A 22,022-nucleotide genomic window follows, 5' to 3' on the forward strand; every position below is an offset into this window, starting at 1 on the left:
ATCCGTCGGAGCATCGCTGGTGCATCTTCGCGCCTGTGTGGTGATGGTGGGCCAAAACTTGTCAACCGGGCCACCGTGAGCCAGGCTTAAGAAAAGTGCTCTGACACATTTCTTCGATCGCGAGTCCTGCCCGCAGCACTACGGCGTCGTCGCCGCGTGCGCCGATCACCTGGATACCGATGGGAAGATGTTCCCTCGAAAACCCAACAGGGATCGAGCAGGCCGGCTGTTGGCTGAGGTTGATTGGAAAGCTGAATGATGCCCATTCGATCCAGCTTTCAAAATCGCTGTCGGCGGGCACCTCGCGACCTGCTTCGAAGGGCAGGACTGCCACTGTGGGCGATAGAACTACGTCAAACGTCGAAAGCAAGCTGTCCATTTCAGCTCCAAACTGAGCGCGTCGCACCTCCGCCCATATTCGATCTACAGCGCTGTATCGCCGTCCAACATCCGCAGCCTTCACAAGTCCGGGGTCCACGGATTCCAGCACCGATTCAGGAAATCCGGACAGACGGTTCGCCGCACCGACGTACCAATGCCGGTAGAATACCTCCAGAAGGTCATCGGCAAAAGGCAAGGTCACTTCCTGTACCTCTGCGCCGGCCGCTATCAGGTTTTGAACCACACCGTCGACCGTGCCGGCTACCTCGGCGCTTAGTTTTCCGGTCACTGGCGCCTTCCAGTATCCGACGCGCCGTCCCGCCCATGGTATTGGTTCAGACCTCAATTGCGAAAATTCGAAGCAAGGCTGCGTCCAGTCACGCAAATCGCGACCCGTCATGGCATCGAGCATGTTGATGCAATCCCGGACCGATCGCGTCATCGGTCCTATGTGCGCGACAGTTCCAAATGCGCTGGGTGGATAGGCAGCAACTCGACCGAAACTCGGCTTGTGCCCAACGATCCCTGTAAAGGATGCAGGAACCCGGATCGAGCCGCCACCGTCGGTGCCCAAGTGCAGCGCTCCGACTCCTGTAGCAGCCGCGACAGCCGCACCCCCGGACGAGCCGCCCGGTGTGAGGTTGGTGTTCCACGGGTTTTTTGTGACGCCGAAAGCCGGGCTATCAGTTACCGCTTTCCATCCGAATTCAGGCATCGTGGTTTGGGCGATGAAAACCGCACCTGCTTTTCGAAGTCCGGCTACGGCCGGGGCGTCCTGACTGAAAGGTGCCGTCTCTGTGGTGGTGCTGCCATAACGGACTGACCAGTTTTCTACATGGACAATGTCTTTGAGTGTCGTTGGAACGCCATCGATAGGTGACTGTGGCTCACCAGCCCGCCAACGCACTTCAGATGCTTTCGCGGCACTGAGAGCTCTGTCGGCATCTAGGAACGTAAAGCCGTTCAGCCTCTTCTGAACGTCGCTGGCGCGCTCAAGGCAAGCGTGTGTGACCTCAACTGGAGAAACGTCGCCGATACCGTACAACTGCGCAAGCATTCCTGCGTCGAACTGACATAGTTCTGGAATGTCATTTTCATAGGATGAAGAATTACCCATAGCAAGTCCTATCTGGCGCCTATTGATAAAGGAAATTGCCGTCTGCTGACCTTCAAAGCGAATGCCAGGCGCAGCAGAGCATTCCTTGAAGTCGGACCTTGCATGAATATTCGATCAGTAGGCTTCTTTGACTGCCCGCAAAAACTGCTGCGTCCGCTCTTTAATGGGGTTGAGGAACAGTTCTGAGGGTTTTCCCTGCTCCTCGATCTTGCCACGGTAGAAGAAACAAACTCGATCCGATATGTCGCGTGCGAAGCCCATCTGATGCGTCACTAGCAGCATTGTCAGGTTGTGCTCCGCGACGAGCTTGCGGATCACATGTGTAACCTCACCGATCACTTCGGGATCGAGAGCAGAGGTGACCTCATCAAACAGCATGACTTTCGGCCTCATCGCCAGGGCGCGAGCAATGGCAACGCGTTGCTGCTGACCACCTGAAAGCCGCGAAGGATGCTGGTCCTTTTTCTCAAGCATGCCGACCATTTCAAGCAGTTCGACGCAGCGATCCCGAGCTTCGGCTTTCGGCAACTTCAAGACTTGGACTGGGCCCTCTATGCAGTTTTCCAGAGCCGTCATGTGAGGGAACAAATTGAAGTGCTGAAAACACATCCCAATGTCGGATCGTCTAGCTCGAACGTGCTTTTGATCTGCCGGCACAAGCCTCCCATTTCTTTCCATGTGCGTCAGAGGTTCGCCGTCGACATAGATGCATCCACTGTTGATGGGATCGAGCGTCATAAGTACCCGCAAAACCGTGGTCTTGCCCGAACCCGAAGGCCCGATAATGGTCACCGTCTCGCCCCTTGCGATGTCAAGATTCAGATTGTCCAACACAACGAGCGAACCATAAGATTTGGTGACGTTGCGGAAACGGACGATTGGCTTCTGATCGCCGGAAAGTTTCAACGGCAGTTGTGACATGTCCTGCATCTTTAAATTCCTTGTCTGCGCCGGACATAGCTATCGACTAGCTTTACCAATCCTGCTGATGGAAGAGAGATCACGAGGAATATCAGGCCAACCAGAGTGAACGGCTCAAGAAACCGGTAACTCTCACCGCCAATGGAATTGGCAGCGTGCGTCAGCTCAGCAACACCTATGACTGACAGCATAGGGGTGTCTTTGAATATTCCGATCAGATAGTTTCCCATTCCTGGAATGCAGAGTGGAAATGCTTGGGGCAGTATTATCCGAAAATAAGTTTGCTTCGCTGACATATTCAGCGCGGTTGCGGCTTCAAATTGTCCACGTGCAACCGCGTCGATCCCGCCGCGATAAACTTCAGACAGATAGCAAGCGTAGTGCACACCAATAGCAAACATACCGGCCGCCCACGGACTCAAACGGATTCCGAACTGGGGTCCGACGTAGAAAACGAAAAAAACTTGGACTAGAAGTGGTGTGGAGCGAATGAAGTCGATTATCTCCCTCGCAACAACTGTGATTACTTGAGACCTCGTCCGCAGCATAAAGGTGAATACGAGCCCAAGTGCCATCGCTATCAGATAGCCCAACAGCGCAGCAATCACAGTGTTTCCAGTTGCCGAAAGAAGCCTAGGTAGGATTTGCCAGGTAAATTCCCAATCCCAGTTGAACATGATCAGGCGCCCCCCAGCTTTCGACGCATTCCCATCTCTAGAACGCGCATCGCGGGTGTAAGGAGAAACCTTGCCAAGACATAATATATGATCAGCGCTGCACCGAAGGCTTGGGCGGAAAGATAAGTGACGCCGTTAATCTGCCTGACTTCAAACATGAGATCGCCGACGGATATCAACGCAACGAGCGCCGTCGCCTTCAGAAGCTCGATCTGAAGGTTTCCCCATGCGGGTAGCGCGATCAGAAAGGCCTGAGGAAGGATGATGCGACGAATTCGCGTTGAGGTCGTCATGTTCAGGGCGATCGCTGCCTCCGTCTGACCTTTCGGAACAGCTAGAATCGCACCTCTGACTAACTCGGCGCCATACGCTCCGATGTTCAAACCAATTGCCAGACAGCCAGCCGTGAATTTCTCTATTGTCAGACCGAATAAAGGTAGGACGAAAAAAATCCAGTAGAGCTGTACTAAGAGTGAGGTCCCTCTGAAGAGCTCCACGTAGATATTGGCAACCCAGCGCAAAGGCGCGATCTGGGCCATTTTGGAAAGCCCAGCAGAAATCGCCAACGCGATGCTCAGCATGCTAGAACAGGCAAACACCAAAACGGTGATATAGGCACCCGAGAACAGCTGGGGTGAATATTGGATGAAAAAATCCAGGAGACTCATATTCCCACCTCTAGCGGCTATGCGGGCCTCTCTGGGCCCGCATAGCCTTCATGTCAGCGGTTGGAACATGCCCACTCAGTTGTTGTGGGGCCTGGCAGGTTCACCTCGGTCAGTCCGTATGGCTTAACCGCCTCGATCATTTCAGGCGTCCCGATGTATTTCTTCAAAGCCTCGTTGAACCGCGCCAGGAAATCGGCGTCTTCCGATCGGAAGCCAAGGCCGATCCAGTTCTGCGTCCACTCGGGGAGGTCATTTGGATTGGTCGCCTCTAGCTCTCCCTTCGATTCATCCGCAACGCCCTTAACCTCGAAGTAGGTCATGCCCCCAGCGTCCGCGCGTCCTGATTTGACTGCCGCAACGACTTCCGTTCCGCTTGGAACCTGTGTGATCTGTTCGTCCGCAACGCCTTCCTTCTTTGCAGCCTCGATCAGGCTGGCACCCGAGTAGGTTACAAAAGTGGCATTCTTGTTCAAGATATCTTTGTAGTTGTGGATACCCTTTGGATTCCCCTTCGGCACCAGAAACGCGTCGCCAGTTTTGGCGATCGGTTCTGAGAAGGTCACGTTCTTACAACGGCTGCCCAGTATGTACATACCGCCGGTGATTATGTCGTACCGGCCAGCCTGCAGACCAGGGATCATGCCACTCCACTCGGTGGGGACAGGGTCGATTTTTGTGATCCCCATGCTTTTCAGGACGTCAAGCGCGATTGTATTCACGAAACCCTTCGGCTGACCTTTGTCATCGAGAAACGCGTAGATCGGACCGTTGGTGAACCCGATTCTGATCGGCTCTCCTGCCTTAACCCGGTCCTCTAGCGGACCCGCATGCGCTGCAAATGAACCTGCCAGACCGGCAATTCCTGCCACCAGTAAGGCGGCCCCTATCTTAGTTACCATCGGAGTTCCCTTTTCTTTTCTAGCGAGCCGCAGCCCGTAATAGCCGCTGACCCAACCCGGAGATGGTACTGCATGCCGAATAGAGCATTTCGGTCAAAAATCATAGTCGGATGAAACATCAGAACCAGGTACGTGCATTTTCTGACTACCCTCAGCGCATACTCGCCGTGCCCAGTGTCGCTCCGACAACGTTCACCCAGTACGCGATGCCGTAAGGGATAGCAGCGTCGCTGAAGTCGTAATTTGGGTTGTGGAGTGCAGCGGTCTTTCCGTTGCCAAGGAAAATCATAGCGCCTGGCCGCGCATCGAGCATATATGCGAAGTCTTCGGCGCCCATGGCCGGCCTAACACGGCGGTTGACGCTTTCCGTTTGGCTGGCTGCCTCCGCGGCCCGCGCTGCAACATCGGTCGCTTTCACGTCGTTGACTGTGACTGGTACTGAAGGGCGGTAGCGATAGGTAATGTCGCCACCGAAAGCCTGCGCTATCTTTCTCGCGACAATCTCAATCTGTTGCTCAGCAAAAACGCGGAGGTGGGGAGCAAGAGATCGGACCGTACCCGCGAGTTTTACCTTGTCAGCGATAACGTTGTACGCGTTCGAAGCGGATAGCTTCGTCACCGAGATGACAAGCGAATCCGTGGGATCGGTGTAGCGTGAAACCAAAGACTGCAGCCCCGTTATGGTGTGAGCAGCTATTACAACGGGATCGACGGCAAGGTGCGGGTTCGCAGCGTGACCACCGCGGCCTTGAATCGTGATGTCAAAGTCATCCTGCGAGGCCATTAGCGGCCCGCTGCAAATGGCATATTTTCCGACATCCAGACCTGGCCAATTGTGGAGACCAAATACCTGCGAGATCTGCAAGCGATCCAGGAACCCATCCTGGATCATTTTGAAGCCGCCGGACGGGAATTCTACCTCTTCCGCCGGCTGGAAGATCAGTGCCACACGCCCTCTGAAGTCTCGCGCCTCTGAAAGGTACTTCGCCGCGCCAAGCAGCATAGCCATATGCCCATCATGGCCGCAGGCATGCATCTTACCGACGGCACGTGACGCCCATGGAAGCTTTGTCGTTTCCTGAATAGGCAATGCATCCATATCGGCCCGGAGGGCGATTGTGCTGCCCTAACCCAGGCCTCCCTCTATCAGGGCGATCACGCCGCTTCCGCCAATGCCGGTTTCGATGTGGTCTATGCCAAACGACTCCAGTTTATCGCATACGAACCGAGCAGTATCCTGAACATCGAAATCCAGTTCGGGATGGCTGTGAATATGCCGACGCCAAGCCGTGACTTCAGCTTCCAGATGCAAGAAATCTTCCGCTTTTCTCATGTCGGCTCCTAAGGCCACGATATCGAAAGGCATGCAGCAACGTTCACCTTTTGTCGCTTCAAAAAGGAAACGGTTTCGAAATGTCGTGAGCAAAGTGATCGCCTACGTGAAATGCTTGCGTCACTGAGGGGTGAGATATGCCCTTACATCGTTCGAGCCGGCAGCGCATATTCCGGGAGCGATATCGAGTGCTTCGCCTAACGTTGGACACCAAATATGCTGGACGATCTTGATCGGCGCATCCTCGCTACCCTCCAGAAAAACAATCGGTTGTCGTTTTCGGAGCTCGCTGATCTAGTCGGATCATCGGCAGCCTCGTGTATGCGCCGCGTCAACAAACTGCGGGCTGACGGCGTTATCACCGCGGATATCTCATTGGTCGACCCCAAAGCGCTGGGAAAGACGTTGACGGTTGTTGTCAACGTTGAGCTCGATCGAGAGCGACTCGACCTGGTTGATGATTTCAAACGGGCAATGCGCGCTGCGAAGGAAGTAACCCAGTGCTACATGGTAACCGGTGATGCTGATTTTGTTCTGATTGTCGCCGTCGAGGATGTCGAGGCTTTCGATGTCTTTGTTAAAACCAAACTCTATACCAATCCCAACGTGCGGAAGTTCAAAAGTATGATCGCACTAGATCGGGTCAAATTTGAGCCACGCGTCTTGACTTAGCCGCCGTATGCAAAAGGCTATCCGATCAAAATCCGAACCTTTTTGAAGCGTTCATTGCGATCAGCCGACCGGTTTGATCGAAATTCTCGCGTTGGGATCTGCAAAATAGCTTCACGGCTGTGCGAACCACCGCCATCTGTCGGCAGGCCAACAGCCCACGTCAGCGACTTCCATCGCGTTCTGTCTCGACTCCGTACCCGGCGGTCTCAAAAGCAGAGCGCCCATACTGCGGCCATTTGAGGATCTCAGGAAATGACATCTGCCGAAGCTCAACCTGTCACGATGTTTCCATCCATCGACGAGCGCCATCAGGATCCAAGGCGCTATCCGCATGGCGTCGCTTTCATGGACGGCCAATACCTTCCGATGTCAGAAGCAAAAATCTCCGTACTGGATTGGGGGTTCCTTCATTCCGACGCGACCTACGATACCGTGCACGTGTGGGATGGACGCTTCTTCAGGCTCGATAAGCATTTGGAACGATTCCATCGCGGAATGGCGAAACTTCGAATGAAGATTCCATATACTCATGCTGAGATCGAGAGCATCCTTTCTACATGCGTGGCGCTGTCCGGACATCAGTCTGCTTATGTCGAGATGATTTGTACACGAGGGGGCTCGCCAACGTTCAGCCGAGACCCGCGTCAGGCGGAAAATAGGTTCATTGCATTCGCTGTTCCATATGGCTCGGTCGCCAATAAGGCGCAGATGCAGCGCGGGCTTCACGTCGCGATCAGCGATACTGTTCGTATTCCCCCAGCGTCGGTTGATCCGGGCATAAAGAATTATCATTGGCTGGATTTGGTCAAAGGACTGTTTGATGCGTACGATTCCGGCGCAGAAACTGCACTTATCGTTGATACTAACGGCAACATCGCAGAAGGGCCAGGCTTCAACGTTTTCGCGGTCAAAGGCCAGAAATTGAAGACGCCTGCTCATGGAGTTCTCGCGGGTATCACACGACAAAGCGTGTTCGATCTTTGTGGTGAGTTGGGTATCGATGTTATCGCCGGCGACATCGATCGGGAAGAACTCAAGGGTTCTGACGAGGTTTTCATCACCTCGACGGCTGGCGGTATAATGCCGGTGACGAAGATTGACGACCGTTTGGTTGGAGACGGTAGTGTCGGACCGATAACCAAGCGAATTACCGATCTGTACTGGAAAAAGCACAGCGACCCTATGTGGTCTACACCAATTCAATACAAATAGGACCGACGCCACTCCCCTCTGTTACAAATAGGATAAACTTGAACCCGACTTTCATATCTCATCTCGAAAAAGAAATCCGCGGTCTGAAGTCGGCTGGGCTTTACAAGCCCGAAAGGGTGATTACCTCGATGCAGTCGGCAGAGATCGAGGTGGCGAGCGGCGCAAAGGTTTTGAATTTCTGCGCTAACAATTATCTTGGTTTGGCGGACAACGAGGAACTGAGGGCCTCCGCGAAGGTGGCCCTCGACCGCTACGGATACGGAATGGCCTCGGTACGCTTCATCTGTGGAACGCAGGAGGAGCACAAGCAGCTTGAGGCGCGCATCTCCTCGTTTCTGGGACTGGAGGACACGATCCTGTATTCCTCCTGCTTCGATGCCAATGGCGGTCTGTTCGAAACGCTGCTCGGCGAAGAGGACGCGATCATCTCGGATGCGCTGAATCACGCCTCGATCATTGACGGCGTGCGACTCTCCAAGGCCAAGCGCTTCCGCTACGCCAACAACGACATGGCAGCCCTTGAGGAGGAACTAAGGAAGGCGGAGGGTAGTCGCTTCAAACTGATTGCGACCGACGGGGTGTTCTCCATGGACGGCATCATCGCCAACCTGGGCGGTATCTGCGATCTCGCCGAGAAGTACGGGGCTATGGTCATGGTCGACGACAGCCACGCAGTCGGGTTTGTCGGCAGGCACGGACGCGGCTCGGCCGACCATTGCGGGGTCGAGGGAAGGGTTGACATCATTACCGGCACGCTTGGCAAGGCGCTGGGCGGCGCATCCGGTGGTTATACGTCGGCGAAGCGCGAGGTGGTCGACTGGTTGCGCCAGCGGTCGCGGCCCTACTTGTTCTCAAACACGCTAATGCCGGCGATCGCAGGCGCGTCGCTGAAGGTGTTCGAGCTGATCGACCAAGGCGACGCTTTGCGCGAAAAGCTCTACGCCAACGCCGATCGCTTCCGTTCGAAGATGACCAAGGCTGGCTTCACCCTAGCCGGCGCCGATCATCCGATCATCCCGGTTATGTTGGGCGACGCGTCGCTTGCTCAGGCGATGGCGGAGAAGATGCTGGCACGTGGCATCTACGTGATAGGCTTCTCGTTTCCGGTCGTTCCGAAAGCCCAAGCGCGTATCAGAACGCAGATGTCGGCTGCCCATTCCACCGCTGACATCGACCGGTGCGTCGAGGCTTTCGCCGACGTGGCAGCCGAGCTAGGGATGACGCCCTAAACTATCTTGCGCGTATTTCTCATCAAATGCCACCGCGCTGATGGTTGATAGACCGAATTTTCCGCTTCACAGAGCCTAGCTGGTTCAACCGGTCAGAAACTGGGCGGAAGATGGTGTTTTATCTGCATGAGCGCACAGAGATTGATTTAAATCTAACAGCTTTCAGATGCATGATGTGAAAGTTCATAGGTAACGCGGGAGAGACTGGCATCGCCAGCGCCGACGGAGCAACCCCCCAAGGAAACTCTCAGGCATAAGTGACCGCCTCGCCGAACGATCTGGAGAGAGACGCGCACGCGTCCACCGAAGGGGAAAGCCGGATCCGGATAAGCTCTCAGGTATCAAGACAGATTTGGGGACTGGCCCGGAGCTTACACCCCACCGTTCATCTGTTGGAGACAGAAGATGCCGAAGATTCTTGTTATCGGCGCCGGAATTACCGGCGTGTCGACCGCCTACGCGCTCATTCAAAGCGGCTACGAAGTGGTCGTGTTGGAAAAGCAACGGTATGCAGCGATGGAAACATCGTTTGCAAATGGAGGGCAACTGTCGGCCTGCAACGCAGAAGTGTGGAACCACTGGTCTACGATCATCAAGGGTATCAAATGGATGGCGCGCCGCGATGCCCCCCTTCTGATGAATCCCTCCCCCTCGTGGCACAAGTACAGCTGGCTCGCAGAGTTTATGGCGAACATATCGCGGTATCGCGAGAACACCATCGCCACTGCACGGCTGGCGATATTGGCGCGGCAGCATATGTTTGATATTGCCGAGCGCGAAAAGATCGACTTCGACCACGTTCGGAAGGGTATCCTCCACGTCTATTATGACAAGGCGGGCTTCGATCATGCCGCCAAAGTCAACGAGATGCTGGTCGAGGGCGGCCTGGACAGGTACGCGGTAGGACCTGCTGAAATCTCGTCGATTGAACCAGCACTCACCGGTTCCTTCCACGGTGGGTTCTACACACCCTCCGACTCCACAGGTGATATCCACAAATACACGAGCGGGCTTGCTCGGGTCTGTGAGGGGCGAGGTGCGAGTTTTGTTTACGATGCCGACGTTGTGCGCATAACGAAGCGGAATCGCTTCACCGTCAGCTACACGCGAAATGCTTCGGCTAGCGGTGCTGCGACAGAAAATCTCGACGGGGATGCGGTTGTGGTGTGCGCAGGCGTCCATAGTCGCGGTATCGGTGCAATGCTCGGGGACCGCCTGAACATCTATCCGGTCAAAGGGTACTCGATCACTGTCGACCTCAGCGACGAACGCTCTCAGGCGTCAGCCCCTTGGGTGAGCATTCTGGATGATCGAGCAAAAATCGTCACCAGCAGGTTGGGACAATCACGTTTTCGAGTTGCTGGCACTGCGGAATTCAATGGGGCCAACCGCGACATCAGAGATGACCGTGTAAGGCCCCTCGTCGAGTGGACCCGCACCCTTTTCCCAGGGATCACCACCAATAGGGTCATTCCTTGGGCGGGCCTCCGGCCAATGATGCCGAACATGATGCCCAGGGTCGGGAAAGGCAAAACGCCAGGTGTCTTCTATAACACTGGGCACGGTCATTTGGGCTGGACCTTGTCAGCGGCAACCTCAGCGGCACTCGCTGAAGTGATCGGCAAGGAGATCCCAGCCGAAGCGAGATTGGCCGCATGAAGATTTCGAATGGAGACGATTCAAAGCAGAACCGAGTCGAAATAGGTGATCTGAAAATTGTGAAGGAGCTCCACGCTTTCGTGGCAAACGAGGCACTGCCCGGCACCGGGATAGATGCCTCCGAATTCTGGTCAGCCTTCTCTTCGATTATTCACGACCTTGCACCGAGGAATCGCGAGCTGCTGAAGCTGCGGGACGACATTCAAAGTAAGATCGACAATTGGCATCGACAGAACGGGGCGCCCGATGATCTCGATGCCTACAAAGCCCTTCTGACCGAGATCGGCTACATCGTTCCGGAAGGGCCGAATTTCAGCATCTCGACGAGGAACGTCGATCCCGAGATAGCTTCGATCGCCGGCCCGCAGCTCGTCGTGCCGGTGATGAACGCGCGCTATGCGCTGAACGCCGCAAATGCGCGCTGGGGCTCGCTCTATGAAGCGCTCTACGGCACGGATGCGATCTCCGAGGATGACGGCGCGGAGAAGGGCAAGAGCTACAATCCCGTGCGCGGCGACAAGGTGATCGCCTGGGCGCGGAAGTTCCTCGATGAGAGCGTTCCGCTCGTTCGCGCCAGCTGGAGCAAAGTCAAGGTTATCAGCGTCGCCGACGGCGCGTTGGCGCTCGCCAAGGCCGACGGCAAGGCGGTGAAGCTGAAGACGCCGGAACAGTTCGCCGGCTACAAGGGCGAAGCGGGGAAGCCGACGCATTTTCTCCTGAGGAACAATGGCATCCATATCGAGATTGTCATCGATCCGAACTCGCCGATCGGTAAGGCCGATGTCGCCGACATCTCCGACGTGCGTCTGGAGTCCGCCATCACTGCTATCATGGATTGTGAGGATTCGGTCGCGGCGGTCGACGCCGAGGACAAAGTCACCGTCTACCGCAACTGGCTCGGCCTGATGAAGGGCAACCTGGAGGAGCAGGTCACCAAGGGCGGCACGACGTTTACCCGCAAGCTGGAGCCGGATATCGAGTACACCGGCCCGGATGGAAAGCCTTTTTCGCTGCGCGCCCGCTCGCTGATGCTGGTGCGCAATGTAGGCCACCTGATGACCAACCCGGCCATCCTCGACCGCGACGGCAACGAGGTGCCGGAAGGCATCATCGACGCGATGATGACGGCAGCCATCGCGCTGCACGACATCGGCGACAAGGGTCGCCGCGCCAACTCGCCGGCAGGCTCCATGTATGTGGTGAAGCCGAAGATGCACGGGCCGGTCGAGGTCGCCTTCGCGGTGGAACTGTTGGGCCGCGTCGAGCAGGCGCTCGGCATGATGCCCAACACGATGAAGATGGGCATCATGGACGAGGAGCGCCGTACTACGGTCAACCTCAAGGAGTGCATCCGCGCTGCGAAGGAGCGCGTGGTGTTCATCAACACCGGTTTCCTCGACCGGACTGGCGACGAGATCCACACCTCGATGGAAGCAGGCCCGATGATCCGCAAGTCCGACATGAAGCAGTCGGCATGGATCGGCGCATACGAGAACTGGAATGTCGATATCGGTCTGGCCTGCGGGCTGGAAGGCCGGGCGCAGATCGGCAAGGGCATGTGGGCGATGCCGGACCTGATGGCGGCGATGCTGGAGCAGAAGATCGGACACCCGAAGGCCGGCGCTAATACCGCCTGGGTGCCGTCGCCGACGGCGGCGACGCTGCACGCCACGCACTACCACAAGGTCGACGTGCATGCGGTGCAGGAAAAGCTGAAGGCGCGGGAGCGCGCCAAGCTCGACGACATATTGTCGATCCCTGTCGAGCCGCACCCCAATTGGACGCTGGAAGACATCCAGAAGGAACTTGACAACAACTGCCAGGGGATTCTTGGCTATGTGGTGCGCTGGGTCAACCAGGGCGTCGGCTGCTCGAAGGTGCCGGACATCAGCGATGTCGGCCTGATGGAAGACCGCGCCACCTGCCGTATATCCTCGCAGCATGTCGCCAACTGGCTACATCATCGGGTCTGCACGCGCGATCAGGTCATGGAGACGCTGAAGCGCTTGGCGGGCATGGTCGACCAGCAGAACGCCGGTGACAAGCTCTACCAGCCGATGGCGCCGGAGTTCGACAACTCGATTGCCTTCCTTGCGGCAAGGGATCTGGTATTCAAAGGCCGCAAGCAGCCGGGCGGATACACCGACCCAGTGCTGCATGCGCGCAGGCTTGCGCAAAAAAGCCGAGAGCAATCTGAAGTATAGGAGAATATTGATGACGGGGGCCCGCCAGGCTCGGCCTCGCCAGCAAGCCACCAATTGACGAACGCCGATGTGGGGCGCTGGCATCAGCTGATCATCGACCACGCCGTTGACCTTGCCGCGATATTGACCGCGGAAATGGGCAAGCCCCTTGCCGAGGCCAAATCGGAAGTGGCGCATGCGGCGGCGTACCTGCAATGGTACGCCGAAGAGGCCAACCGCATCTATGGCGAGACGATCTCCGCGCCATCGACGGATCGTCGCCTCTGATCAAGCAGCCGATCGGCGTCGTCGGCACGATCACGCCATGGAATTTCCCGGCCTCCATGGTGGCGCGCAAGATCTCGCCGGCCTTGGCGGCTGGCTGCACGATCGTGCTGAAACCCGCTGAACAGACGCCGCTCGTGGCCGGCGCAATGTTTGCCCTCGCCCACCAGGCTGGCTTTCCCGAAGGCGTGGTCAACCTGATCTACGCGTCTGAGGGCGATGCCGTCGGCCGCGAACTCTGCACAAACGCCAAGGTCCGCAAGATCAGCTTCACCGGCTCGACCGAGGTTGGCCGGCTGCTCATGCGCCAGTGCTCGCACCAGATCAAGAAGGTCAGCCTCGAGCTCGGCGGCAATGCGCCTTTCATCGTCTTCGACGATTCAGACGCCGATGCACAAAGGCGGGCGTCGGCGCGAAAGCTGACCTCGAGGCGAAACTCGACGGTTTCTGCGGGTCCGGAGCCGCCGCCCATTGATCGCGCCGTCGACCGCCGAGACAGGCATCCATCGCGGCCCGCAGCAAAATCGCGGCCGCGTCATTGACCTCGAAGACGATCCGCTCCGAGCTGTGGTGGCCAAGCTATTTCGCACTGCTCTTTGTTCCAACCCCATGACGACGCTCCAGGTCTTGCGCGGTGAGGCTCATCCAGCGGCTGCTAGAAGGGCTTTCGTGGCAGCCGTGCTTGAAGCGGCATTACTAAACACATTGTTTACTGCCGATGCGCGTCGATCGTTCATTCGGCCAAAGGGTGCATCACATTTCAAAACGCTTCTCTTTTTGAAGGCCGCGTTCACCGAAAGACGATTTTTGACGGAACGACTTCGGCCGCCTGAGTCATGCTTCGGTCGAAGGTCATGCAAAAAGGGCCGGATGGAACGTCTGGGCAAACCTACAAGCGCGCAAGGCCATGAGACGACTGAGCCAAAGCAGAGAAGGCTCTGATCGCCTGCGCCTTCCTGCAATCTCGCTAAACAAGCGGAAGGGGAAAAAAGGATCCTTAGCCCGCCGCCCCAACCGAGCCTACGCGCCGTCAGGCAAGCCATCCTCACCGCGCTCGCGCAGCCGCCCCCAATCCGTTGTCCCCACTGCCGCAGAACCCTCTCCGCTAAAAATCTGCCAAAGTAGTGCTAGTCATCAGCCTCGAACACTCCGAGCCCGCAAGTGTTGCAAAGGTCGCCACATTTCAATCGAAGCCCTTTTGTGCGTCCTCGATTTCAGGATCTTGTGGCCTTGTGCCTCACCATAGGTGGCGCTGCCGACAGACATGCCAGACATGCATGACAGTTACGAACAAAGGGAAGCCTGTCGTACCCCGAAGGAGACGCTCAGGCAAAACTGACCGCACCGCAGAACGATCTGAAGAGAGACGCCGCAAGCCCGGCAAGAGACGGACTTCACACGGATCCGAAGGTGCATTACGCGTCGAGAAAGGCATTGGCGGGCCGCTGCCGAGCGAAGCCAACTCTCAAAGCTTACACAAGAAGTAATGCCTCGAAGCGAGCCGCTGCGAGCGGTCGAGTATCTTCACCTTCCCGCACGATGGCCACCAGCGCCGCGACGTTGAGAAGGCCACCGGCCGCGATGATACCCAAGTTCCCGATGGTGAAGGATTCGAGAGGCGCCATATCGGGCCCGGTAGAATATGGGATGCCGCAAGGTCAATTAATATTACCAAAACGTTTAACGGTGTTATAAACAATTAACAAATGTTTTCTTTAAAAATTCTTCGCGCTGTGCAAAATCGGTCAAAATGTACAGAACGTCGGGAGTATGATGGATGCGTGACGAGACGAGCACCCCGGTTTCTCTACCAGAAATTATCGCGCATTTCAGTGAAGACTATTTTCACTTTGGAAATGTAGTAAATACACCCACTCTGAGCGATCAACAGGCGACAGTAATTTGGGATCTTCTTTCTCTTAAAGGAGGCAGCTCGGTTCTTGAACTTGGATGCGGTTATGGGCGGATTAGCAACCGGTTGGCAGAAAAAGGAGCGCGGGTAGCCGGACTTGACATCTCGCCGGCCTTGCTAAAAAAAGCCGAAGCGGACGCGGCTGAACGGGGGCTAAATGTTGAGTATGTTCTTGGCGACATGCGCTCACTCCCATGGCGAGATCAATTTGAGGCGGCTTTTCTGTGGTACACGACGTTTGGCTATTTCGATGATGCGGACAACGAGAGAGTTCTTCGTGAAGCCGCTTCTTCACTTAGAAAGGGCGGGCGCCTTTTAATCGACTATGCCAATCGCTTCGCGTTCTTACGGCACGAGACACCTTTCTACGTCTGGCAGCATAACGACGATCTAAGAATCGATATAGTGAGCAATGATGTGCTTAGCGACCGGCGGAACATCGAAAGGATCTTCGTCCGCGATGGATACGTTAGACGAACGCACCTTTCTTTCAGACAGTATGGGTTTTCTGAATTTGTTCGCATGTTGCGAAGCGCGGGGTTCGTGACTATTGAGGCTTATGGTCCGGACGGTGGAGCGTTTACATCCGATAGCTCGAGCCTCGTAGTTGTGGCGCATAAATAATACGACTGTCTGTCCTACAAGCTTTTAGTCCATGCTAGAGAGTTGCTCATGCCTGCATTCGGTCAAGAAGAGTATCGTGCACGCACCGCCCGGCTGCGCCAGCAGATGGCCGAGCGTGGCATCGACGTACTGCTTGTCTTAAATGACGGAAATATGAACTATCTGAGTGGCTACGAGGGCTTTTCAGACTACGTTCCACAACTCGCTCTTGTGTGCCAGGACGAGGAGGATCCGTGGCTTATAGTGCGTGAAATGGACGTTGTGTGTGCAGAGGCCACCTCGTATCTGCCGCAATCACGCATCCTCAGTTATCCGGAGAAATACATCGCTTCGAGCCAGCTCACCGCATGGCAGCCCATTGCCGACGTTGTGCGCGAGCGCAGCAAGTCGAGCCGTATTGGGGTTGAACTGTCAGGGAAGATGCTTGGAGTCAAGGGCCATGCCGCTTTGAGCAAGAGGCTAGGCATATCGGAGTTCATCGATGCCGATGGGGTGGTTTCCGCTCTGAAGTCGATAAAATCACCTGCTGAGCTGAGCTACATTGAGCAGGCAGGAAAGATCGTCGATAGGGCTTTGCAGCTCGGTAGGCTCGCAATCTCGGTGGGCGCTCGAGAATGCGACGTTGCCGCTACCGTTTCGCATGCACTCATTTCTGGCACTCCGGAATTTCCGGGCGCGATAACCCGACCTTTCTCCATGCACGTAGGCTCCCCTGCGAACGCGGTACATCTCACATGGACTGACGGACAGTACAAGATGGGCTGTCAGACGAATTTCGAGATCGCCGCCTTCCGTCGCCGTTATGCCTGCGCCTTGTCACGGACGGTATTTTTGGGTGAGCCAAATGCCAGATCGAGGCACGTGCACCAAGCGTGCCTTGATGGTTTCCTTGCTGCCTTCGACGCTATTCGACCTGGAGTGAAGAGCGCCGATGTCGAGCGAGCTTTTCGACGCCGATTTGCACCTCGCGGCGTGCGAAAGGAATCCAGAATTGGATACTCAATAGGGATCGATTGGACAGACGGAGGCCCGAGCATCCAAGAGGGAGATGAGACGGTGCTTCAGGCCAACATGACCTTCCACCTAATCATCGGTATTTTTGAAAAGACCGATGGTTATATCTTCAGTGAGACCATTCGCGTGACCGATGATGGTGCGAAGTCGCTGAGCAATATGTCACGCGACCTGCTAGTAAATTGCTGATTGTTCTCAGTTTGCGATGCCGGCCTAGCATCAATGTGAGGCGCCGGCATGGATACACCGTATTCTCGGCGAACACATCGATCGCCATTTCGGCTGCTGAGCGTGTCGGCGCGCCGTAAATCTCGCGCAAATCCGTCTTCATGTCGACCTGCACCGAGAGCGGCACCTTGTTCAGGACGTTGGCGGTCTTGTGCACCCAGCAGCGTTGGTGCCTGGTGCCGGGAAAGACCTCGTCGAGCGCCTTCCAGAAGCCGAGCGCGCCATCGCCGACGGCAATATCGGGCGCGATCTTCAGGCCACGCCGCTTCACGTCGACCAGCAGCTCGCGCCAGCTCTGCGCGCTCTCGCGAACGCCGGTCTGGAAACCGACGAGTTCTTTCCTGCCCTCGGGCGTGGCGCCGATCAGGACCAGCATGCATTCGGCCCCCTTTTGGCCGCGCACAGCCTTGCTCCCGGCCTTGAGTCCCACATCGCGCAGCTTCTTGGCATGCAGGGAGGGTCGAGCCCACGCGTAACTCTCGCCCTTCATCAACAGATGCCAGATCACGACAGAGAGTTTGCGTGCGGTTGCCACGGCCGCGACATGCTGTCCGCGCTGGGCTCGCACGCGCAGGAAGAAGGCTCGCAACGGTCCGGGAGCACGAGCGGCCGCCCAGGCCGCCTCGACGAGCATGCCGCGCGCATGACCACGCCCCTGCTTGGTGATCCGCCCATGGTAGGCCGGACCTGGTCGGACGCTTGGGTTCAACCCGAGATAGTTCACGAGCTTCTGCGGATCGTCGAAGCGCGACACGTCGCCGATCGCCGCCTTCATCGCCAGCGCGACGGTCATGTCGACCCCGGGAATGGTCATCAGCCGCTTCACGCCTTCATCCGCGAGAGCCGAGCGGGCTAGATCGCGCTCGATGACCTGGAGGTCTTCGCCCAATCGGTCGAACTCGCGCAAATGCCGGTCGATCGCGAGACGGTCGTCCTGCGGTACGACCTGCTCCCTCAACCATGACCGGCGCTTGGTGCCGCACAGGTCGGCATGCGGGCAGGACGGGATCAGGTGGCTATGAAGGATCGACTGGATGACGTTCTTTAATCGAGATCTCTGCCGGTCAATCTGATTGCGCCGTGTCACCTGTCGACGCAGAGCCTGCGTCGGCTCATCCGGAATCCAGACTTCCGGCAGGAAGCCGCTGGCATAGAGCTGCGCCAGAACGCTGGCATCGATCGTGTCCGTCTTGATCTTGGCATAGCCGATGATGCGCACCTGCTTGGGTTTGCGATCACCACTTTCTTCACATGCGGCGACAACCGCGGCGGCCGAGGTCGCGTTGCCAGTGGCCTCGATCACCACGACATCATCCAACGACAGCTTTGCGGCGAAGGCATCCAGCAGATCGCGTCGCATGTCGACGCGGCCCAGCCGCCTGAGCCTGCCGTCCTCCCAAGCTACCGCCTCGGCGAAGGCGCGATGGATATCCAGTCCGATGATGCGCATGCCCGTTCCTCCTTCTTGGCTCGGTCAAAGACGGGAGCTGGCGGGCAACACGACATCTACTGATCCGCGCTCGCAGCGCATCCGGGAAAGTCGCGAGGGGCGGCCATGTAACGAGCTCGGGCTCTCAGCCCACGCTCTATTGACGGCCTGCCTGCACCTTCGTGCTACTGGCGCCCCACAATCCCGGATGGGCTCACCATAAGGCCGTTCCAAAACAAGAACAGCAGGACGAAAGGCACCACAGATCCCGGATTAGGTTAGGTCGAAAGGATGAACCGCACGATCAAGGAAGCCACCGTCAGGCGCTTCTACTATGAGAGCCACGACCAACTCCGCCAGCACCTTGCCGACTTGGTCTCGGCCTACGACCCCGGGCGCAGGCTCAAGACCCTCATAGGCCTCACCCCTTATGAGTTCATCTGCAAGGCTTGGGCCAAACAGCCCGAACGCTTCAAGCGTAATCCGCTCCAGCAAATGCCGGGACTAAACATCTAGAGCACGTCCTGCCATCGATGAATCGATTGTGAAGTGACGTCCGCGTTGTGTGCTGATTCAACATTCATCTCGACGGAGGTGGATAATGGGAAAAGCACTGAGTGGCGATCTGCGGTGGCGTGTGTTGAAGGCTTTGGACGAAGGTATGTCGGCGCGCCAAGCCGCGGCGCGGTTTGGTGTGGGTATATCAAGTGCGATCCGCTGGATTGCTCGGGCGAAGATTCGGCGAGACTGGGCCGCGGCCGCAGGGTCGCCGCCGCGCGTCCAGCCTCGATGCGCATGACGCCTTCATCGTCGGGCTGATCGAGGAGCGCAAGGACATCACGCTGAACGAGATGGTGGCGCGGCTGGAGGTCGAGCAGTGAAGGCGCTGATGCGCGCCAAGGCCGAGAGGACAATCGCCGCGCTCTGGGATACGGTCGGCGCGATCCTCGAACGCTTCAACCCCTGACGAATGCGCCAACTACTTCAAGGCAGCCGGGTATGACCCAGATTGAACAGGACGTGCTCTAGTTCAGCTTCTTGACCGCAGCTTATCGGCCACCAGTGCCGCGGCCGTTGGTTTGCCTGGTGGTCAAATGGCGCAGGCTCTCTTTCGCCTCGGTTCGCGCTTTGCCAGCGCCATCTCAGTACCTGCCGCACGTGATCGCTCACGCCTGTGCTCCAGCAGATGCGGACGCTGAGAAGGCCGTTGAAGCGCCGCCAAGCTACGTCCAGGGACCTCCACGATGGCGCCCCACCAATGGGGGTCACGCTTGCAATGAACAGTTCGATGCCGCTCAAGCCTCGGGACCAAGCGTCTTCGTGCTCTACGCTGCGGCGGCCGGCCTGTCGACGGGGAGAATTTCGCCGCCGGACAACCCGCGATGCGGATGGTATCATCCTCTACCAGAATAGCGCAGGATGCCCGCGGTCGTTGGTCCGTTTGTGAGAAACACGACAAGTATCAGCTCGAAACACACAGGTTTAGCTCCGCGACACGAGTGCGTCGGAAGCGAAAGGTGCCGTTTCCCAATGCTCTTCTCGTTGGCACGGCAAATGCAACCCTATTGGCAGCGTCCGGAGAGCGAGTGATGAGCAGTCATCGCGGGCGCAAACGGCGGAGCCCACGGGCTGTCAGAGGAGAGAACATGATGACAAAGGTGCGGATGGCTGCGGCGCGGGGCGCTACAGCGTTCATGATCCTCATAGGAGTGAGCCAGCAGGCCTTGGCGGCAGACTCTGCGCAACCTTACATCGCACAAGACCAAGTGACGGTGGAGACGGCGAGTCCATGGCAGATCCGCGTGCGCGCGCTGGGCGTGAAAACCAACGATTCAGGTTACGTCGGCGGGATCGCCGGTTCCGATCTCTCGTATTCAGACACCATAACTCCGGAATTCGACATCTCCTATTTCTTCACAGAAAACATCGCCGCCGAACTCATACTTGCCACCACCTCCGCCAGGGTCGACGGCACCGGAGCGATCGGCGCGCTGGGGAACGTCGGTAAGGTATGGGTGCTGCCACCCACCCTCACGCTGCAGTATCATATTACCCAGTTCGGAGCCTTCCGACCTTATGTCGGAGCCGGCCTGAACTACACCGTCTTCTAATCAGAGTATCGGCAGCGCCGATGCTCTCCATGTGAAGAACACCCTTGGCGCCGCGCTGCAGGTCGGCATCGACTACATGCTGGACCAGCACTGGGGGGTCAACTTCGACGTCAAGAAGCTTTTCCTGAAACCGGATTTTACCGTCAAAGTGGCTGGCACCGATCTCAAGGGCAAGGCTAAGCTTGACCCTTGGCTGATTGGTGCAGGCCTCACATACCACTTCTAACGGGTCGCCATGGGAATCTTCGGCACCGATTTCGAAAGCGCGAGAGCACCCAGGGGACGGACCTGATCCCGTTGAAGCTGATTGCTCAGCCGAGGCCGAGCGATATGGGCACCGCTACCTGATCTGCAGTGCTGGTCCCGGCCCGACCCGTTCGAGGCCTTGGTCGGCGTTTCCCTGGCGTGTGAACGAACGAGTTGACGTTGCTGCCGGGGGACTGGTAGCGGGTCTGGAATCGGCGACGCCAGGCTCGCTGCTCTCGTGCCCACATCAAGCCTTGTCGCGGTTCGGCTTGGGCCGTCATCCTTCTGCTGCAGGAAGTGCGGCGAACACGCGGATGCCTGTCAGTTTCGGCGGGATCAAGAACGTCTGGCGAATATGCACTGCAGCCGATCAGCGGATGTCCGGAGTTCGACAGCATTGTCAGAAAGCGAACCAAGGCAAGTTTTTCCCGAATTGAAGGAGCGATTGCAAATTGATCACGGTCATAGTGCTAGTGGAGCTTGATCGAATATGCCTCGAGCTCGTCGAAAGATTCAAGCGCTTGATGCAAGCCGCCACGGAGGTAACTCAGTGCTACCAGACCACCGGCAGTGCCGACTTCGTGCTAATCCTGGCTGTGGATGACGTCGAAGCGCTCAAGTCGTTTGTTAAGACGAAGCTAAATACTGATTCGAACGTGCGAAAATTCAAGAGCATGATCGCCCTTGACAATACCAAAATCGAGCCACGGTCTACGCTATAGCTTTCGCTCGACTGCGCGGATGTAATCGCTCTTGCAAAAGGCACGCATCGCCAACCACCACCAATCGCCTCTGATGAGCAAAGTGACCGCTTCACCTTGCCGACGCAACAGACCACGGGTTGGCGTAATCCGGGCAGCTTCTGGAGTCCTTCCACCGGCCGTCCCCGAAATCCGCCTCCTTCGACGATGGGGCGGGCCCGCGCGTTATATGTTGGATAGGCAGAACAGCAGCCATCTTCAGCGCCGACAGAAGTTGAGAGCTTGGTGCACCGTTTGCCAATCTGATTAATGGCAAAGCAGTATCACTGATTGATCAAGCGGCGTCCTCTCGCGGGCCTAACGCGTTTCGCCGGGTGCTCCATGCCTCGCCGCCGGCAGTAGATACGTAACAGATCTTAGAAAGTGATTTTACAGAAGTTTTATGAGCGGCACTCGCTGTCAATGCTATGTTTATCGAACGGAGCGAGTACGACAAGTACTAAGAAGGATATCAGCAACGA

At 57.0% G+C, this 22,022-nt stretch carries 13 protein-coding genes, 8 pseudogenes and 1 riboswitch; of the genes and pseudogenes, 13 read left to right on the forward strand and 8 right to left on the reverse strand.

The window, feature by feature from the left end:
- Nucleotides 1–61 precede the first annotated feature (61 nt).
- The 6 genes and pseudogenes from NKH38_RS15575 to NKH38_RS15600 form a co-directional block, all read right to left on the reverse strand.
- Nucleotides 62–1,498 (reverse strand): amidase, encoded by a 1,437-nt coding sequence (locus NKH38_RS15575; protein ID WP_352762829.1) that lies wholly within the window; start codon nucleotides 1,496–1,498, stop codon nucleotides 62–64.
- Nucleotides 1,499–1,612: 114 nt separating this feature from the next.
- Nucleotides 1,613–2,428: an ectoine/hydroxyectoine ABC transporter ATP-binding protein EhuA gene (gene ehuA / locus NKH38_RS15580; protein WP_352762826.1), complete on the reverse strand. Its 816-nt coding sequence runs from the start codon at nucleotides 2,426–2,428 to the stop codon at nucleotides 1,613–1,615.
- Between the two features lie 2 nt (nucleotides 2,429–2,430).
- Nucleotides 2,431–3,096: an ectoine/hydroxyectoine ABC transporter permease subunit EhuD gene (ehuD, locus tag NKH38_RS15585; protein ID WP_352762824.1), complete on the reverse strand. Its 666-nt coding sequence runs from the start codon at nucleotides 3,094–3,096 to the stop codon at nucleotides 2,431–2,433.
- 2 nt (nucleotides 3,097–3,098) lie between these two features.
- Nucleotides 3,099–3,764: an ectoine/hydroxyectoine ABC transporter permease subunit EhuC gene (ehuC, locus tag NKH38_RS15590; RefSeq protein ID WP_352584792.1), complete on the reverse strand. Its 666-nt coding sequence runs from the start codon at nucleotides 3,762–3,764 to the stop codon at nucleotides 3,099–3,101.
- Nucleotides 3,765–3,817: 53 nt separating this feature from the next.
- A complete protein-coding gene (ehuB, locus tag NKH38_RS15595) occupies nucleotides 3,818–4,663 on the reverse strand; it encodes an ectoine/hydroxyectoine ABC transporter substrate-binding protein EhuB (RefSeq protein WP_352584794.1) in 846 nt (281 codons plus the stop codon).
- Between the two features lie 151 nt (nucleotides 4,664–4,814).
- Nucleotides 4,815–5,996: pseudogene (locus NKH38_RS15600) on the reverse strand (amidohydrolase).
- Between the two features lie 216 nt (nucleotides 5,997–6,212).
- On the opposite strand from NKH38_RS15600, the gene NKH38_RS15605 reads away from it, so the two are divergent.
- From NKH38_RS15605 to NKH38_RS15640, 8 genes and pseudogenes are all read left to right on the forward strand, one after another.
- Nucleotides 6,213–6,668: an Lrp/AsnC family transcriptional regulator gene (locus NKH38_RS15605; RefSeq protein ID WP_352584798.1), complete on the forward strand. Its 456-nt coding sequence runs from the start codon at nucleotides 6,213–6,215 to the stop codon at nucleotides 6,666–6,668.
- A gap of 252 nt (nucleotides 6,669–6,920) precedes the next feature.
- Nucleotides 6,921–7,880, forward strand: coding sequence for an aminotransferase class IV (locus tag NKH38_RS15610; RefSeq protein WP_352762823.1), 960 nt, complete (start codon nucleotides 6,921–6,923; stop codon nucleotides 7,878–7,880).
- A 38-nt stretch (nucleotides 7,881–7,918) separates the two neighbouring features.
- Entirely contained in the window at nucleotides 7,919–9,109 is a 1,191-nt protein-coding gene (locus NKH38_RS15615; RefSeq protein WP_352584826.1) for a glycine C-acetyltransferase, read from the forward strand.
- A 185-nt stretch (nucleotides 9,110–9,294) separates the two neighbouring features.
- A riboswitch (glycine riboswitch) is annotated at nucleotides 9,295–9,383 on the forward strand.
- A 131-nt stretch (nucleotides 9,384–9,514) separates the two neighbouring features.
- A complete protein-coding gene (locus NKH38_RS15620; protein WP_352762821.1) occupies nucleotides 9,515–10,768 on the forward strand; it encodes a D-amino acid dehydrogenase in 1,254 nt (417 codons plus the stop codon).
- On the forward strand, nucleotides 10,765–12,972 hold the full coding sequence (locus NKH38_RS15625) for a malate synthase G (RefSeq protein ID WP_352762820.1): 2,208 nt from the start codon (nucleotides 10,765–10,767) through the stop codon (nucleotides 12,970–12,972). The genes NKH38_RS15620 and NKH38_RS15625 overlap by 4 nt, the downstream gene beginning before the upstream one ends.
- A 75-nt stretch (nucleotides 12,973–13,047) precedes the next feature.
- A pseudogene (locus NKH38_RS15630) lies at nucleotides 13,048–13,631 on the forward strand (aldehyde dehydrogenase family protein); the annotation flags it as partial.
- Nucleotides 13,632–15,013: 1,382 nt separating this feature from the next.
- Nucleotides 15,014–15,772 carry a class I SAM-dependent methyltransferase gene (locus NKH38_RS15635; protein WP_352762818.1) on the forward strand — a complete coding sequence of 253 codons (759 nt, stop codon included), beginning with the start codon at nucleotides 15,014–15,016 and terminating at the stop codon, nucleotides 15,770–15,772.
- A 48-nt stretch (nucleotides 15,773–15,820) separates the two neighbouring features.
- The gene (locus tag NKH38_RS15640; protein ID WP_352584812.1) at nucleotides 15,821–16,975 is read left to right on the forward strand and encodes a M24 family metallopeptidase; all 1,155 of its coding nucleotides are present in this window, start codon (nucleotides 15,821–15,823) and stop codon (nucleotides 16,973–16,975) included.
- Nucleotides 16,976–16,982: 7 nt separating this feature from the next.
- Here the strand turns inward: NKH38_RS15640 and NKH38_RS15645 are convergent.
- Together NKH38_RS15645 and NKH38_RS15650 are read right to left on the reverse strand one after the other, a co-directional pair.
- Nucleotides 16,983–17,495: pseudogene (locus NKH38_RS15645) on the reverse strand (transposase); the annotation flags it as partial.
- 9 nt (nucleotides 17,496–17,504) lie between these two features.
- Nucleotides 17,505–18,464, reverse strand: a pseudogene (locus NKH38_RS15650) (IS110 family RNA-guided transposase); the annotation flags it as partial.
- Nucleotides 18,465–18,725: 261 nt separating this feature from the next.
- On the opposite strand from NKH38_RS15650, the pseudogene NKH38_RS15655 reads away from it, so the two are divergent.
- The 5 genes and pseudogenes from NKH38_RS15655 to NKH38_RS15675 form a co-directional block, all read left to right on the forward strand.
- Nucleotides 18,726–18,959 (forward strand): annotated as a pseudogene (locus NKH38_RS15655) (IS481 family transposase); the annotation flags it as partial.
- A gap of 85 nt (nucleotides 18,960–19,044) precedes the next feature.
- A pseudogene (locus NKH38_RS15660) lies at nucleotides 19,045–19,321 on the forward strand (helix-turn-helix domain-containing protein); the annotation flags it as partial.
- Nucleotides 19,321–19,456, forward strand: a pseudogene (locus tag NKH38_RS15665) (IS630 family transposase); the annotation flags it as partial. The pseudogenes NKH38_RS15660 and NKH38_RS15665, both read left to right, overlap by 1 nt.
- Before the next feature lie 651 nt (nucleotides 19,457–20,107).
- Nucleotides 20,108–20,780: pseudogene (locus NKH38_RS15670) on the forward strand (OmpW/AlkL family protein).
- Nucleotides 20,781–21,267: 487 nt separating this feature from the next.
- Nucleotides 21,268–21,522: an Lrp/AsnC ligand binding domain-containing protein gene (locus NKH38_RS15675; RefSeq protein ID WP_502896688.1), complete on the forward strand. Its 255-nt coding sequence runs from the start codon at nucleotides 21,268–21,270 to the stop codon at nucleotides 21,520–21,522.
- Nucleotides 21,523–22,022: the final 500 nt, after the last annotated feature.

Origin of the sequence: Mesorhizobium sp. M1078, from assembly GCF_040318615.1 — a bacterium.
Taxonomy (GTDB): Bacteria; Pseudomonadota; Alphaproteobacteria; order Rhizobiales; family Rhizobiaceae; genus Mesorhizobium.